Raw genomic sequence first — 13,432 nt, 5'->3', positions numbered from 1 at the left:
GTTGAGTGGTCAACATTGATGCCACGCTCTGCCAATATCTCTTCAATTTCACGGTAGCTCAGCTTGTAGGAAATATAGTAACGAACGGACTGCAGTATGATCTCGGATGGAAAATGACGGCCTGTGAATTTAATGGTCATAATGTTGGAAGTGATGAATGTTGATGGAGATCATAACTTACGACTCCAGCTTGCGACAGAACCGGTTTACAGTGAGATATCAACTTTGACGCCATTATTTTCAAGTCTATAGAGCTTCATTGCTTGCCTTTTCTCTGTACTCCTTCGGAGTAATACCTAGTGATTTAGAGAATACGGTATACATATACTGTAGTGACGGATACCCGCACATTTTGAAAACGTCTGAGATAGGCAATTCTGTATTACTTAGAGTAGAACAGGCCTGCTCAAGTCGAATATTGTATATTTCATTGTGTATTGTGTAGCCCAGCTCTTTTTTAAATCTAGATTCCAAGTTAGAGCGCGATAGTCTTAGTTCATCGAGGACGTGATAAACCTTGATTCCGTCCTTTATGTGAGTGCGTATGTAGTGCATGGCCTTAATAACATAAGGGTCGCGGATTGCTTGGTAGGCAGAACTTTGTCTTTCATGTATTTGAGAAGAACGAACGATAACTCTGTCACTCTTTAGACTGCGACCTTCCATTATTGAGTGAAGCATCTTGCCGGCCTCAACCCCCATCTTTCTGCAGGAATGATCAACTGAACTAAGAGATATTCTAGTAAGGTGTCTTGCCATCCGTTCGTTATCAACGCCTATGATTGACAGGTCATCAGGCACCATAATACCTAGATGATCACATGCCTGTAGAAGATGGCGTGCTCTTGAGTCGGTAACGGCGATAATACCTGTTGCTTTAGGTAGCATTTGAAGCCAGTCAGCTAACCGGTTCATGCTATATTGCCAACTCTTAGGTGATGTCTTAAGGCCTCTATAAATTGAGTGCTTATGGCCTGACTTTTTCATGATGTCTTTGAAGGCGGTTTCTCTTTCTAAAGACCAGCGTTTTTCCTCAACATCCGGTAGGCCGTAGAAGGCAAAGCTATTTATGCCTTTATCTTTCAAGTGTTCAAAGGCGTTGCTAACTATTGAATAGTTGTCAGTTGCTACATATGGCACATTTGGGTAGTTAGATTCATCATGGTAAGAGCTGCCAACTCCAACAACAGGAATACCAGTCTTGCTCAGTGCGTTAGAGAGCTCTATGTCGTCAAAATCCGCGATGACGCCATCACAGGCTAAGTTCGATACAAGATCCTTTGCGATAACAAAATCGTCTTCAATGTAAATATCCCATTTTACGTTTGTTGCGTGAATATATTCGCCAATTCCGCTGATTAAATCTCGGTCATATGCTTTATTGGCATTAAATAGAAGAGCGATTCTGTAGGTCTTATCTCTCATATTAACAACTCACTTTACACTTAAGGGATGCCGTCCGTTATTTTACTGGGAAACCTTTGAATTACTGCGGCATAAAGCAAAAAATGCGATACAAGTTCAAATACCGCATATCTTTTTCTTATATTTGTGACTTTCGTCGTCTAAACAATAAAACCTTTTAACCTCTGATATAGGTCTTTAAATACTTCTCGCTTCTTGCGATATAGGTTGTGTCGTTCTTGGTTAGGTTGATAGGATTGAACAAGTCCAGGAACTGGACAGATATCTTTGAGCACAGGGTTCTCAGCTATGCCAATATGAGCAAGTCTTGCAGCGCCCAGAGCTGGACCAACATCGCCACCAGCGCGGTAACTAACGCTCATTCCAAAAATATCAGCTAGCATTTGTCGCCAGTAAACACTGCGAGCACCACCGCCAATTAAAGAGATGTCGTCTGGAATTGAGCTAGCATCATGAAGTACGTCCAGGCAATCAGCGAATGCAAAGCCGACGCCTTCAAGAATCGCTTTTGCCATATCAGCTCGAGTAGTATCTGGAGCCATACCAAAGAATACGCCTTTAGCATTTGGATCATTATGCGGTGTACGTTCACCGGACATATATGGCAAGAACATAACTGAGGTTTCGCGTTCGTTCTTTTCCACATCAGCAATCATATCTTTCACCGATTCATACCCTGATAGGTCTGAATACCATGCAAGACAAGAGGCCGCGCTCAAGACAACTGACATTGTGTGCCAAGTATTTGGGATTGCGTGACAAAAGCTATGTAGTGCGGATTCTGGATCTTTAGTAAAGGTATCGCTAACCGCGAAATAGACACCTGATGTGCCAAGAGAAAGCATAGCTTGTCCGGGTCTTACGATGCCAACACCAATAGCACCCGCTGCATTGTCACCAGCGCCAGCGACGACAGGCACGCAAGGCATATCCCATTCGCAAGCAATTTCTGGTGTCAGTATGCCGGTTACTTGTGTGCCTTCAAAAAGCTCAGGCATGTTTTCAATAGATAGGCCAGTAGCTTCAAGCAGTTCGTCACTCCAATCGCGTCTAGCTACATCTAGCCACATTGTTCCGGCAGAATCAGACATATCAGAGGCAAAATCGCCTGTCATTTTGTAGCGAAGATAGTCTTTAGGTAGAAGAACCTTATCAATCTGTTCAAAGATTTCAGGTTCATTATTCTTAATCCAAAGAAGCTTGGGTGCGGTAAATCCTGGCATCATCAGATTGCCAGTAATATTGCGACTATTAGGTACAAGTTCTTCCAGTTCTTTACACTCTTTGTGTGAACGGCCATCGTTCCAAAGAATGGCCGGGCGTAAAACGTTACCGTCCTTATCGAGAAGGGTCGCGCCATGCATTTGTCCAGACAGGCCAACGGCTTTTACATTAGACAAATCTGTTTCTTCTTTTAGGCCTTTAATGGCCTGACATGTAGCTTCCCACCAATCTTCTGGTTTTTGCTCAGACCATAGATCGTGAGGTCGAGAAACTTTAAGTGGGATAGTTTTTGCGCCTAGAATAATTCCGCTCTCGTCCAGCACGATAGCTTTGACGCCAGATGTCCCTAAATCAATACCAACAAACATAATCGAACCTTATTAGTAGAATCGTTTGAAATAAATATCCTCTTATAAGTTGCTGACTACAATTATGAAATTTCACAAAAAAAGTAACGAAAGTGTTTTGTGTGCCTTTAGTCCCGTTTTTGAGGCAAAGATGTGAATTCATTAAAAATTGCGGTTTAATGACGGCAATAACTAGCAGTTAAGCATGTTGTGTTAAGTGCAAGCAATTGTAATGCGGTGTTTTTGTGTTGATTCTAATAAGGTTAGTATCGAAAGTTGCCTCGATGGGGAAACCTCTAAACGCGGTGAAAATTGTTTTGCGCTCTTGGTATCCCGAGAATGATCATAGGGCGGTCAAGTTTAAGGTGCTAATCATCGGACATTTTTCAGGCAATGCTAAAGCGACGGCGGAGATGTTGCTTCGTGAATTGAGTAGAAGCAAATACTTACCATAACGCTAGTAAACTGAACCAGTTTCAGGTCGAAAGATAGATTGTTCCCAGGCGGTTTGTTTTTTTGCACTGTTCAATAAAACAGCGACGATGGCATATATCAGCAACATAGCCATGGTGAGCACAGGCAACAAAATCTGTCCCTGGATAGAAAAGTTTTTGAGTGGATAAAAAAAGGCGGGCTAAAAAGCCCGCCAACCGGAACACACCAGGCCAACGCCTTAATTTGCCCTGTGTATTTGTTTGCTTTATCAAATAGGGCAATGATAATGCTCTCCCAAGCAACCCATCCAGTCTAGCGCCCGATAGAACAGTAACAATTAAGATATCTGGTAAACGGAGTATCCGATCTGGTATTGGTGACCGGGATCATGTCAGTGCAAGGCAATCGGTATAATTTTCAGTCCATAAATTTTCAAAAAGTGAAATATCGTAATTTGCGTAAGGGACTATTTGTGACACTATCCCACCTCAATCATAGAAAAGAACATACCATTCTAATTTCACTGCGCTCGCAATATATGACAGCGTCATACAATCAAGTCACGCCATATGCAACAGTTAAAATCAAGAAAATAGGGATTTACCCTTATCGACTGGTCCATGGGATTGGGCCCGATGAAGAATTTGTCTGCTCACGGCTTTTTCGTTTATTACAAAAATAGGTTCATTCGTCATTGAGAATAATCTAATTTATATAATAGAAGTTTACATCACGGTTGATTCTGTATTCAATACTGAGATTTCAAGCTATAACATTTAAGTTGGCATACGGCAAATAAAGTGCGATGACCATTATACGTGTGCGTTCTGCAAAGATTACTTTTACGTTCTGGCGGGTAACTCCACCTAATCCCGGTAGGCCATTATCCACCAAGGGTAGTTATCCAGATCATAAAAGAATATCAATAGGTTGTAGAATTAATCTCCAAGAGCTGAGAAATACTGGTATCATTTTGCCATTAATCAGCGTCTCGGTACCAGATAATAGACAGAGACCATTTTGGGGAGTGTATGATGCCAAGAGTGAGCCAGGCAGTTGCAGCCGAAACCAGACGAAAAATCATCAACTTCTCGTTTGAAGTCGCGATGAACGATGGCTTGGATAAATTGACGTTTAGCACCATTGCCAAAAAAGTTGGAATCGCCCGTTCGGGGATCAATGCCCATTTCAAGCTCAAGGCCGACCTGGTCAATGTGTTAACGCCGATGTTCGCCGAGGTTATCGAGCGTCCACTGATTTTTACCTCTCCCGATGCCTTCTTCACCTCCTGGGTCTACGCGATCCACCACGAACCGGAGTTCATCAAGGCCGTTAAACATGCCGATGCGATTATTTCGCCCCAAACCGGGGTGAAAGGCTTATTTGCAAAGATTGACGGTGAGCCTGCAAAAATCGAGCGCTGTATCTACATGAGTCTCGGTTATGCTGTAGTTCACCTGTCGAAGCCCGGACTGCCTGCTGAAGAACTCCAGCCAGACGATGCTGTCGTTGCTGTCTGAGCGTTTCAGCAATCCCCCCCTTCTTTTCTGTGCGACCAAACGGCCGATGTGGCCGTTTTATTTATAAATAAAGCCCCCTGCCCTGCCCTGCAGGGGGGGGAATGAAGGTTCTGTCGCAAAGTCACTCTATGAGTTATGATCACCGAAGCTTTCCACTCAATGTAATCGCATGACCATCCATTTTTCAGCCCGGCACTTCCCTTCAGAAATTATTCTCCTGACTGTTCGCTATTACCTTGCTTATAAACTGAGTTATCGTGAAATCGAAGAGATCATGGTTTAACGAGGTATCCATGTTGATCACTCAACCATCAATCGGTGGGTTATCAAATACGCCCCTTTACTGGAGCATCGGGCTCGTCGAAGAAAGAAGCCTGTCGCCCCTTAGTGGCGGATGGACGAAACATACATTAACGTCAAAGGTCAATGAAAGTATTATTACCGGGCCGTTGATAAGTACGGTGATGTGATTGATTTTTTACTGTGCGATCACCGTGACGAGAAAGCAGCTCGCGCCTTCTTCAATAAGGCAATAGGCCATAACGGCTTACCTGAAAAGGTGGTGATCGATAAGAGTGGAGCGAATGCGTTAGCGCTACATAATATCAACGTCCAACTCTGATTGACGGGGAGGATGCTCAACCTTATTGAAGTGCTTCAAGTTAAGTATTTGAACAACCTGGTTGAGCAAAGCCACCGCAGAGTGAAAGGTAAAATGAATCAATGTYTRGGATGGAAATCAGACGAAGGNGCAAAGGCCACACTCGCTGGCGTGGAGCTGTGGTCGATGATTAAAAATGGGCAGCTCGACAACCCTGAATGTTTATCTGTTTGGGATGAATTTTACGCGCTAGCAGCCTAATTGTATCTGAAAATCAGTGCGCGTGTAGTTAGACTAAACTCTGCGACAAAACCCTCTTACGCAGCATTAGGCCAATGGGCGTCTTTTTTAATCAAAAACGAGAATGGCAACACAAAAAACATAAGACCTTTAAGGTTTGTTAAATATCGTAATTGCTGAAAAAGTTACAAACGACCAGCATAGTACAAAACAATCACAATAGGATACTGTCATGGCTATATATTTTAATTGAATAGAAATGATTGAAAACGACTTCCTAGCTAATAACGTTGCTAACCGCTATCAAAGTTGGAGCGACGATCTAGGCGTGAAAAATCATGCGCATCGATTTCTCTCTTGAGTCTCTAGCAGACCACGCTGTAGAAGCCGACATCAATCCTAGTATGTATCTGGCTATCAAGAACTTCTTGAAAACCAAGCTCTGTTCAAATAAGTCAGATCGTTTTTTCAATTAACTAGGTGGCGTCATGAGGGCAGTAGTAAGTGACCGATATTTTAAAATTAAAATGAAAAGGAATAGATGATGACACAAAAGCCAACATTTGGCGTTTCAAAGCCTGAAATGCTTGCCTATGGTCTTGGCGACATGGGGTGCGCGTTTATCTTGGGTTTGTTGCAAAAAATTCAGTCTCAGCTCAGAATCCCTTTTCTTCCCCACTTAATCTAGCGACTCAATGACCAACCCCGAATTCAAATGGAAACACTTTGCCCCTGAGATCATTCTTTGGTGCCTTCGTTGGTATGGTTCGACCCCAATGAGCTACGCGAACCTCAGCGACATGCTGGCAGAGCGAGGGATTTCGGTTAATCGTTCGACCATTTATCGTTGGTTCATAGAATATGCCCCGTCATTACGTAAGAAGTTACGTCGCCATCAATTCATCCGGACAGACTCATCGTGGCAGATCGATGAAACCTACGTCAAAGTGAAGGGGAAATGGCACTACCTTTACCGTGCCATCAATAAACAAGGCGAAACACTGGATTTCTATTTCTCTCACAAACGTAATAAAGAAGCAGCGTATCAGTTTCTTAGGCGCTGCCTGAGATATTATGACTTAGATAATCAGCCTAAAACGTTAAACACAGACAAGCATTCCTCATACGCCAATGCGATTGCACGCTTGAAGAAGGAGGGACGACTGCGAACGGATGTCGAGCAACGGCAAGTGAAGTATCTCAATAATGGTATCGAGTCCGATCACGCTCCCATCAAGAAGCTCGTTGTGGCCACCGGCGGTTTCAAAATACGAAAGCGAGCCTGGTCAACCATCCAGGGATTCGAATCATTACGGATGGTAAACAAAGGCCAGTTTGATTTCTGGTTACGTCATGATGAACGTAAAACCCTTGTGTGGGAGAGATCCGCCTTCATGAACCGCCTCTTCAATGTTGAGGTTGTTTACCAGTAATCATTAAGCCTATCACTGGGTAGATCTGCCTTATCTGATTATTTGCAACAACGCCCTCCTGATTACTTCTCGGTCTCTAGTGTGGTGCCTGGTCTGGATTGATAGCGGGCAAGAYCCCGTCGTTGGTTTCCAGCCTATCGGCCAACTCGCGCAGTCAAACACCCTCACCCTTTACCGCCTATGAAAGCAAAAAAAAACCGCTTGGCACTTGGAGAAGCCGGGGATTCATTAACAAAAAGGTATTTATCATGTTATCAGCTTTGTTGCGCTGACATTAAGAGCATAAGCGCGACGGCGTTGTTGCAAATAATCAGATAAGGCAGATCTACCCAGTGATGGGTACAGAGTTGAATAACGTCGGAATTGACTTACCTTGAAAAAGTAAATTTGCCAGGATCTTGTTTACGAATATCAGCCAGCATTTTGCCATCAATTTGCATATTCGCCAGCCAAAATGGAGCATGTTGAGATTCGAATCCCTTACTGCGATCCATCATATCATAAACAGAAAATGCCCTAGCTTGACCCAATGCCGCACCATGTAAACTTCGATCTAGCACAGGCACATCCTCAATATCTTCCAGCAAGGCATTTTTCAAATGAAGGTTGCGAGGGCCCCAGTCAATATAATCAACAATTCGCCGAGTGACTTCCTTTTCCCAATTTTGAATAATTTCTGGTAAAACCCCCAGTTTCGGCGTGATATCCACGCAGGAAAAGTATTCTTCGCGCAATTCACGTTTACGAAAATCCTGCATGACCATCTCTTTGGCCTCATCAAAACAGTTCGAGAAATGATTGCAGACAGAAAATAAGGGCTTGTTGCAAATAATAAAATAAGACAGATCTACCCAGTGATGGGCTTAATGATTACTGGTAAACAACCTCAACATTGAAGAGGCGATTCATGAAGGCGGATCTCTCCTGCACAAGGGTTTTACGTTCATCATTGCGTAACCAGAAATCAAACTGGCCCTTGTTTAGCATCCTGAGAGATTCAAATCCCTGGATAGTTGACCAGGCTCGCTTTCGTATTTTAAACCCGCCGGTGGCGACAACGAGTTTCTTAATTGGGGCGTGATCGGATTCAATGCCATTATTGAGGCACTTAACTTGCCGCTGCTCGACATCAGCTCGCAATCGTCCCTCCTTTTTCAAGCGAGCAATCGCATTGGCGTATGAGGAATGTTTGTCGGTGTTTAACGTTTTAGGCTGATTGTCTAAGTCGTAATATCTCAGGCAGCGCCTAAGAAACTGATAAGCGGCTTCTTTATTACGCTTGTGAGAGAAATAGAAATCCAGTGTCTCGCCTTGCTTATTGATGGCACGGTACAGGTAATGCCACTTCCCCTTCACTTTGACGTAGGTTTCATCAAGCTGCCACGAAGAGTCAGTCCGGATGAATTGATGGCGACGTAACTTCTTACGTAATGCCGGAGCATACTCAATAAACCAACGATAAATGGTTGAACGATTAACCGAAATCCCCCGCTCTGCCAGCATGTCGCTGAGGTTTGCGTAGCTCATTGGGGTTGAACCATACCAACGAAGGCACCAGAGAATGATTTCAGGAGCAAAGTGTTTCCATTTGAATTCGGGGTTGGTCATTGAGTCACTGGATGAAATGAGGAAAGAAGCGATTCTGAGCCCAGGCTGAATTTTTTGCAACAAAGCCTTTTCATCCACAAAATCGGTGGATAACCAACACCAGGTCAGGCCTTACAGGTAACCAAAATCATAACCCTGTAACGTAAAAAAGGCCGCCTGGGGCGACCTTTCATTGTTTGGCTGTGATGTTGAATGTATGCCAAACGACAGATATAAAAAATGCCGGCCATAGCCAGCATTTTTTCAGAAGATAAGTCTTCTAATTATAAAGCAACTACATTCGCTGCTTGAGGGCCTTTTTGGCCTTGCTCTANGTCAAAAGAAACYTTTTGACCTTCAGCTAGAGTTTTAAAACCTTCAGAAGCGATAGCNCGGAAATGAACGAATACGTCAGCGCCGCCGTTATCCTGCGTGATAAAACCAAAGCCTTTATCTTCGTTGAACCATTTTACGATACCAGTACTTGAATTAGACATATGCTGYCCCTTATRAAAATTAATAAATAAATCGCCAGAATGCGACGTGCTAAGCGGTTGAATTATTTAATGTTACGGTAAATATAAGGGAAACACTGAGGTACAAAACGATAACGTAGATGTAGATGTAGCTGAAGGTTTAACTTGTACTTGATGTTGCATTTAATAACTCTCTGTACAACAGAGCGAGCGAGATAATAACAGCTGTACGTTTTTTGTACAGTAATTTTCAGTCATCCGTCAAAAAAGGCCGCCAATGACGACCTTAATTCTACCAGCAAGCTTGAGACGCTTTACGGGTGTTATGTTGCTCAGCCCATCAGAAAACTGGCGTCTTTGGCTCGCAATTTTTCAACTAAGTAGAACCCAACCTTAGGAAGCTTTTGAGCGATAAGATCATCATTAGTAACTTCAATAACTATTCTTGAATAATAGTCAGAAGCGGATTCTTTATTGAAAGCTGGCTGAAATTCCCCTAAGAATTTGCATTTATAAACCTCTAATTTATCATGCAACATATCGACAGAAAACTCTCCAATCTTGACCATTCTATCAACCTCAGAATCTCCATCTTTTACTTTATATACAATTGCCATTTACTTTCCTCTCCTGCAACATAACGCCCGCAATAAGGTGTGCCACGATGAACTTACCGAGCACACCAAACTCCATACCAAAACCGCCGTGTGTAATGCATCACCCTTGATTGCCTTTTATGTGTTTCATTTCAAGTGTGACTGAATTAACTCAAACAAAACCAAATCATCTGTTTGATGTAATGCCAAAGCCACAAAATGAATTTGATTATTAATAATTTGATACATTAACCATTCGCCGGTTTTATTTTTTACATCCCATTCCACTGACTTAATCATTTCATCTTTTACAAATATAGCCATATGGTCTGTTCTATTTGGATACTGATCATATAACTGATTTAACTGCTCAAAAATCAATTCATCTCGATGGTAAGTTTTCTCGAAATAGCGAATAAAGTTGAATATCATTTCAAAATGTAAGCTATGGTGTACATGATATAAATTGGTGCCTTTTAAAGGAGAACCATTACGCTTAAATGGTTTATAGTCTGGTTTATTAACTTCAACCAGACGCATACGATGTAATACATCCAACAGAATGTATGGGTACAACTTACCTCCCAACTCTACATATTTATGGCTGCTAATCATTGATAGTTGATCTATGACTAAATCAGAAAACGAAGATTCAGGACAATAATATGCAAGAGCCTCTAAAATTTTACACCTTTCAGCTTTTAACTTAACTATGTCAACGTCACATTTATACAAATAATTAATTTGGTCTAAGTGTCTGACTGAATTTATAATTTCATCTCTTAACTCTGTCATTTTTCTTACTTATCACCTAGCCGAAAAACACATAACATTGTATTCAACGATCTGAGATCGTATATCTCCATATGCTACCAGACACTTACAAGTGGAGATTACAAAATCTTTCCCAAAATTCGGCGCGTTAAGTGCCCATTACGTTAAATAGACTACTTTTCATCCACAAAATCAATGGTTAGATCGGGTAAAAGACGGGGATAACGACCGCCAGGTCAGGCGTCATAGGTAAAAGGCATCTTGTATTGTAAAATACAATTTCATTCAATTGAGTAAAAACAGAAACCATGACAGACGCTATACAACTATTAATGAACATTCGCAGCTTGCGCACTTTTACTCGTGAATCTATGACACTGGAGCAGCTACAAGAAGCGTTGGAAAAACTGACTCAGATTGTAAATGAGCGCACAGCAGAAGAAGAACAAGCTAAAGCTGCAAATAAAGAACATGAAGAAAAATTAGAAGCATATCGTCAAATGCTATTGTCTGACGGTATTGACCCAGAAGAACTTTTAGCAACTACGGCTAAAACACCCAAGAAACCTCGCGAAGCGCGGCCAGCTAAATATAAGTTCATCGATGAAAACGGTGAAGAAAAGACATGGACAGGTCAAGGCCGTACACCGAGTGCTTTAAAGAAAGTACTCGATGAGGGTGCTAACTTAGACGATTTTCTTATTTAGTTATAAAGTCCAAAATATCCAACTCAAAGCCGTGGCTACACACGCGGCTTTTCTTCATCTTGAGCCTAAACTTGGCGTGATCGTGTAACGCTCAGCCTCTGTGGTACAGGTACAAAAAAGACCGCCATAAAAGGCGGCCTAAAACTGATACGCAGTTTTTTCTGCATCAGGAATGCTTTCGCGTTCCAGTGCACTTAAAAAAGATAATAAGAATTGACAGCCATTGCAAGGAATAGAGGTAGAAAATCCTACCAACAAGCTTTGAGCAGCTTTACGGGCGTTATATTCAATAGGCAAAAAAAAGCCCTAATCTGTTAGCCAGAATTAGGGTGAATATTGGAAGCAAGTATTTCGCTTTGAGTTATAGTGCTCATGATCTCATAAGTAGCTAACGAATTTTGTGACTTCTTTCGAAATTCGCCGCAGAACTAGCGAGGTCATGTAACGAAAAGACATAAAAAAGGCCTCATGATAGCGACCTTTCAGGGTTCGGTTTACGGGTGTTATGGTAAAATTAACTACCGACAATCATTAGAATCACACGGTTCACAATGTAATTGCATCGTTTCTGAGTGGTCGCTAAACATACAAAACTTTCGCTCTTTCACGAGCCACCAATTACCCCATTGCTCAGAGTGATTTTTATTTGAAAAAGAAACATAGACCTTTTCACCCGGCATTGGCTGGAATCCAATCTGTTTGAGTTCTCTATGTTCTAGCATCTGGTTCTGATAATAAATTTCAAGAATAAAATTTCGCATAAAAATGCAACCTATGCCTTTGATTTACAAGAAGCTTTTAAAGCTTGCTCTACCAACCCAAAAAACCTCCCAGCATTAAAAATCATTATTCCTAGAGTGACGAGTAAGCCCATTTAGATATGCATCTTTTTCTCTCCGCCGATAGGTACATATACATAACTATACAGACTCCAAGGCAAAGGTAAACCATCCCGAATCAATCCTAAGTGCTTGATATAACGTATTATTTGATGGGTTAAGCTAACGTTTTGATTTGCATTAAAAATGCTAAAGACGAATTTTTTTTAACAAAAGCGGATACCTACTCAAAATGACATCGAAAAGGTGAGAAGCAAGAACAGCCTGACATTTCTAATTAGATCTTACAAAAGCGGTGCGTTAAGTGCCCATTACGTTAAATTGGCTGCTTTTCATCCACAAAATCGGTGAGTAGTTCAGGAAAAGAATGGGGATAAGGAGCGCTAGGCTAGGTGTTATGGGTGACCGAAAAAATGTGACACCGTGACAAGAACATCACTCTAGAATGGAGACAAAAAAGGCCGCCAAATGGCAGCCTATCGGAGTTCAGTTTACAGGTGTTATAAACAACCCTTATGATTTGTTAATCACCTTTCTTGTGCTTGTGAGGCTTAAGTGATGGCGTATTCCCCGGGATATCTTTATTATCCCGTCGACGCCTATCTGGCTTCCCAGTTGATTTTGCAATTGGCTTTGGACCAGGTTTAATTCCCATAGTTACCTCTATTTTTTACCCATAAAAAATTTAAGAGACTCATAATATACATATGGGTGCACTTCCGCGTATTCAATCAAGCGGTTAACTTTTCTTCGATCCAAAGCATCAAAACACGGTGCGACATATGCCCATTACGTTAAATAGGGCATTAATTAGGCATTAATTTAGGCTTATCCTGGCACAAAAAAATCCCCATCAAGACAAATGATGGGGACAAACAGATCAGGAACAACGTTAATATGCAACATACACCATACCGCAAGGGGAATTAATGATCCCACTCTCAAAATTCTGTTTCTGTTCTGATGTATGTCTTTCTGCTGCTGCGGTAGTCATTATGCGCGTTACGTTTAATGGCCTACTTATTAATCGGTTGGCACAACAGAGCTTTACATTGCTATCGGTGTTCCCTACTATCAGCGGCCTTCGGAGAGATGGCTGAGTGGTTGAAAGCACCGGTCTTGAAAACCGGCATACGTTTGTAGCGTATCTAGGGTTCAAATCCCTATCTCTCCGCCAAATTCGTATTTAGGCGTAAGCGTGAATACAAAAAGATAAAGTGTGCCGACT

Annotated in this window: 10 protein-coding genes, 1 tRNA gene and 2 pseudogenes; 5 read left to right on the top strand and 8 right to left on the bottom strand. The window is 42.0% G+C overall.

All coding sequences use genetic code 11. The features are described 5' to 3' along the window. From L4D76_RS00640 to xylB, 3 genes and pseudogenes are all read right to left on the bottom strand, one after another. Positions 1 to 140: pseudogene (locus tag L4D76_RS00640) on the bottom strand (IS6 family transposase); the annotation flags it as partial. 106 nt (positions 141 to 246) lie between these two features. After that, positions 247 to 1,425 (bottom strand): XylR family transcriptional regulator, encoded by a 1,179-nt coding sequence (locus L4D76_RS00635; RefSeq protein WP_428439010.1) that lies wholly within the window; start codon positions 1,423 to 1,425, stop codon positions 247 to 249. Positions 1,426 to 1,565: 140 nt separating this feature from the next. After that, positions 1,566 to 3,017, bottom strand: a complete 1,452-nt coding sequence (gene xylB / locus L4D76_RS00630; protein ID WP_428439009.1) for a xylulokinase — start codon at positions 3,015 to 3,017, stop codon at positions 1,566 to 1,568. Between the two features lie 1,445 nt (positions 3,018 to 4,462). Between xylB and L4D76_RS00625 the strand changes: the two genes are divergently transcribed. The 3 genes and pseudogenes from L4D76_RS00625 (at position 4,463) to L4D76_RS00615 (ending at position 7,225) form a co-directional block, all read left to right on the top strand. Continuing rightward, positions 4,463 to 4,951 (top strand): TetR/AcrR family transcriptional regulator, encoded by a 489-nt coding sequence (locus L4D76_RS00625; protein ID WP_428439008.1) that lies wholly within the window; start codon positions 4,463 to 4,465, stop codon positions 4,949 to 4,951. Positions 4,952 to 5,120: 169 nt separating this feature from the next. Next, positions 5,121 to 5,813 (top strand): annotated as a pseudogene (locus L4D76_RS00620) (IS6 family transposase). Between the two features lie 674 nt (positions 5,814 to 6,487). Continuing rightward, on the top strand, positions 6,488 to 7,225 hold the full coding sequence (locus L4D76_RS00615) for an IS6 family transposase (protein ID WP_428439007.1): 738 nt from the start codon (positions 6,488 to 6,490) through the stop codon (positions 7,223 to 7,225). Between the two features lie 368 nt (positions 7,226 to 7,593). On the opposite strand, the gene L4D76_RS00610 is transcribed toward L4D76_RS00615, so the two are convergent. The 5 genes from L4D76_RS00610 to L4D76_RS00590 form a co-directional block, all read right to left on the bottom strand. Continuing rightward, positions 7,594 to 7,983 (bottom strand): hypothetical protein, encoded by a 390-nt coding sequence (locus L4D76_RS00610; protein ID WP_428439006.1) that lies wholly within the window; start codon positions 7,981 to 7,983, stop codon positions 7,594 to 7,596. A 112-nt stretch (positions 7,984 to 8,095) separates the two neighbouring features. Continuing rightward, complete coding sequence (locus L4D76_RS00605) at positions 8,096 to 8,833, bottom strand: IS6 family transposase (protein ID WP_428439005.1); 738 nt, start codon at positions 8,831 to 8,833, stop codon at positions 8,096 to 8,098. Between the two features lie 263 nt (positions 8,834 to 9,096). Further along, positions 9,097 to 9,309: a transcription antiterminator/RNA stability regulator CspE gene (gene cspE, locus L4D76_RS00600; RefSeq protein ID WP_428439004.1), complete on the bottom strand. Its 213-nt coding sequence runs from the start codon at positions 9,307 to 9,309 to the stop codon at positions 9,097 to 9,099. Between the two features lie 311 nt (positions 9,310 to 9,620). Beyond that, on the bottom strand, positions 9,621 to 9,905 hold the full coding sequence (locus tag L4D76_RS00595) for a hypothetical protein (RefSeq protein WP_428439003.1): 285 nt from the start codon (positions 9,903 to 9,905) through the stop codon (positions 9,621 to 9,623). Positions 9,906 to 10,031: 126 nt separating this feature from the next. Next, positions 10,032 to 10,679 (bottom strand): hypothetical protein, encoded by a 648-nt coding sequence (locus tag L4D76_RS00590; protein ID WP_428439002.1) that lies wholly within the window; start codon positions 10,677 to 10,679, stop codon positions 10,032 to 10,034. A 287-nt stretch (positions 10,680 to 10,966) separates the two neighbouring features. Here L4D76_RS00590 and L4D76_RS00585 point away from each other — a divergent pair, with 287 nt between their 5' ends. Together L4D76_RS00585 and L4D76_RS00580 are read left to right on the top strand one after the other, a co-directional pair. Beyond that, positions 10,967 to 11,365, top strand: a complete 399-nt coding sequence (locus tag L4D76_RS00585) for an H-NS family histone-like protein (protein ID WP_428439001.1) — start codon at positions 10,967 to 10,969, stop codon at positions 11,363 to 11,365. Positions 11,366 to 13,290: 1,925 nt separating this feature from the next. Next, positions 13,291 to 13,381 (top strand) — tRNA-Ser (locus tag L4D76_RS00580). The last annotated feature ends 51 nt before the right edge of the window (positions 13,382 to 13,432 follow it).

The organism is Photobacterium sagamiensis (genome assembly GCF_050337085.1).
Taxonomy (GTDB): Bacteria; Pseudomonadota; Gammaproteobacteria; order Enterobacterales; family Vibrionaceae; genus Photobacterium; species Photobacterium sagamiensis.
The sequence above is the reverse complement of the archived record's forward strand: the minus strand, read 5'-3'. Positions and strand labels throughout refer to the sequence as shown.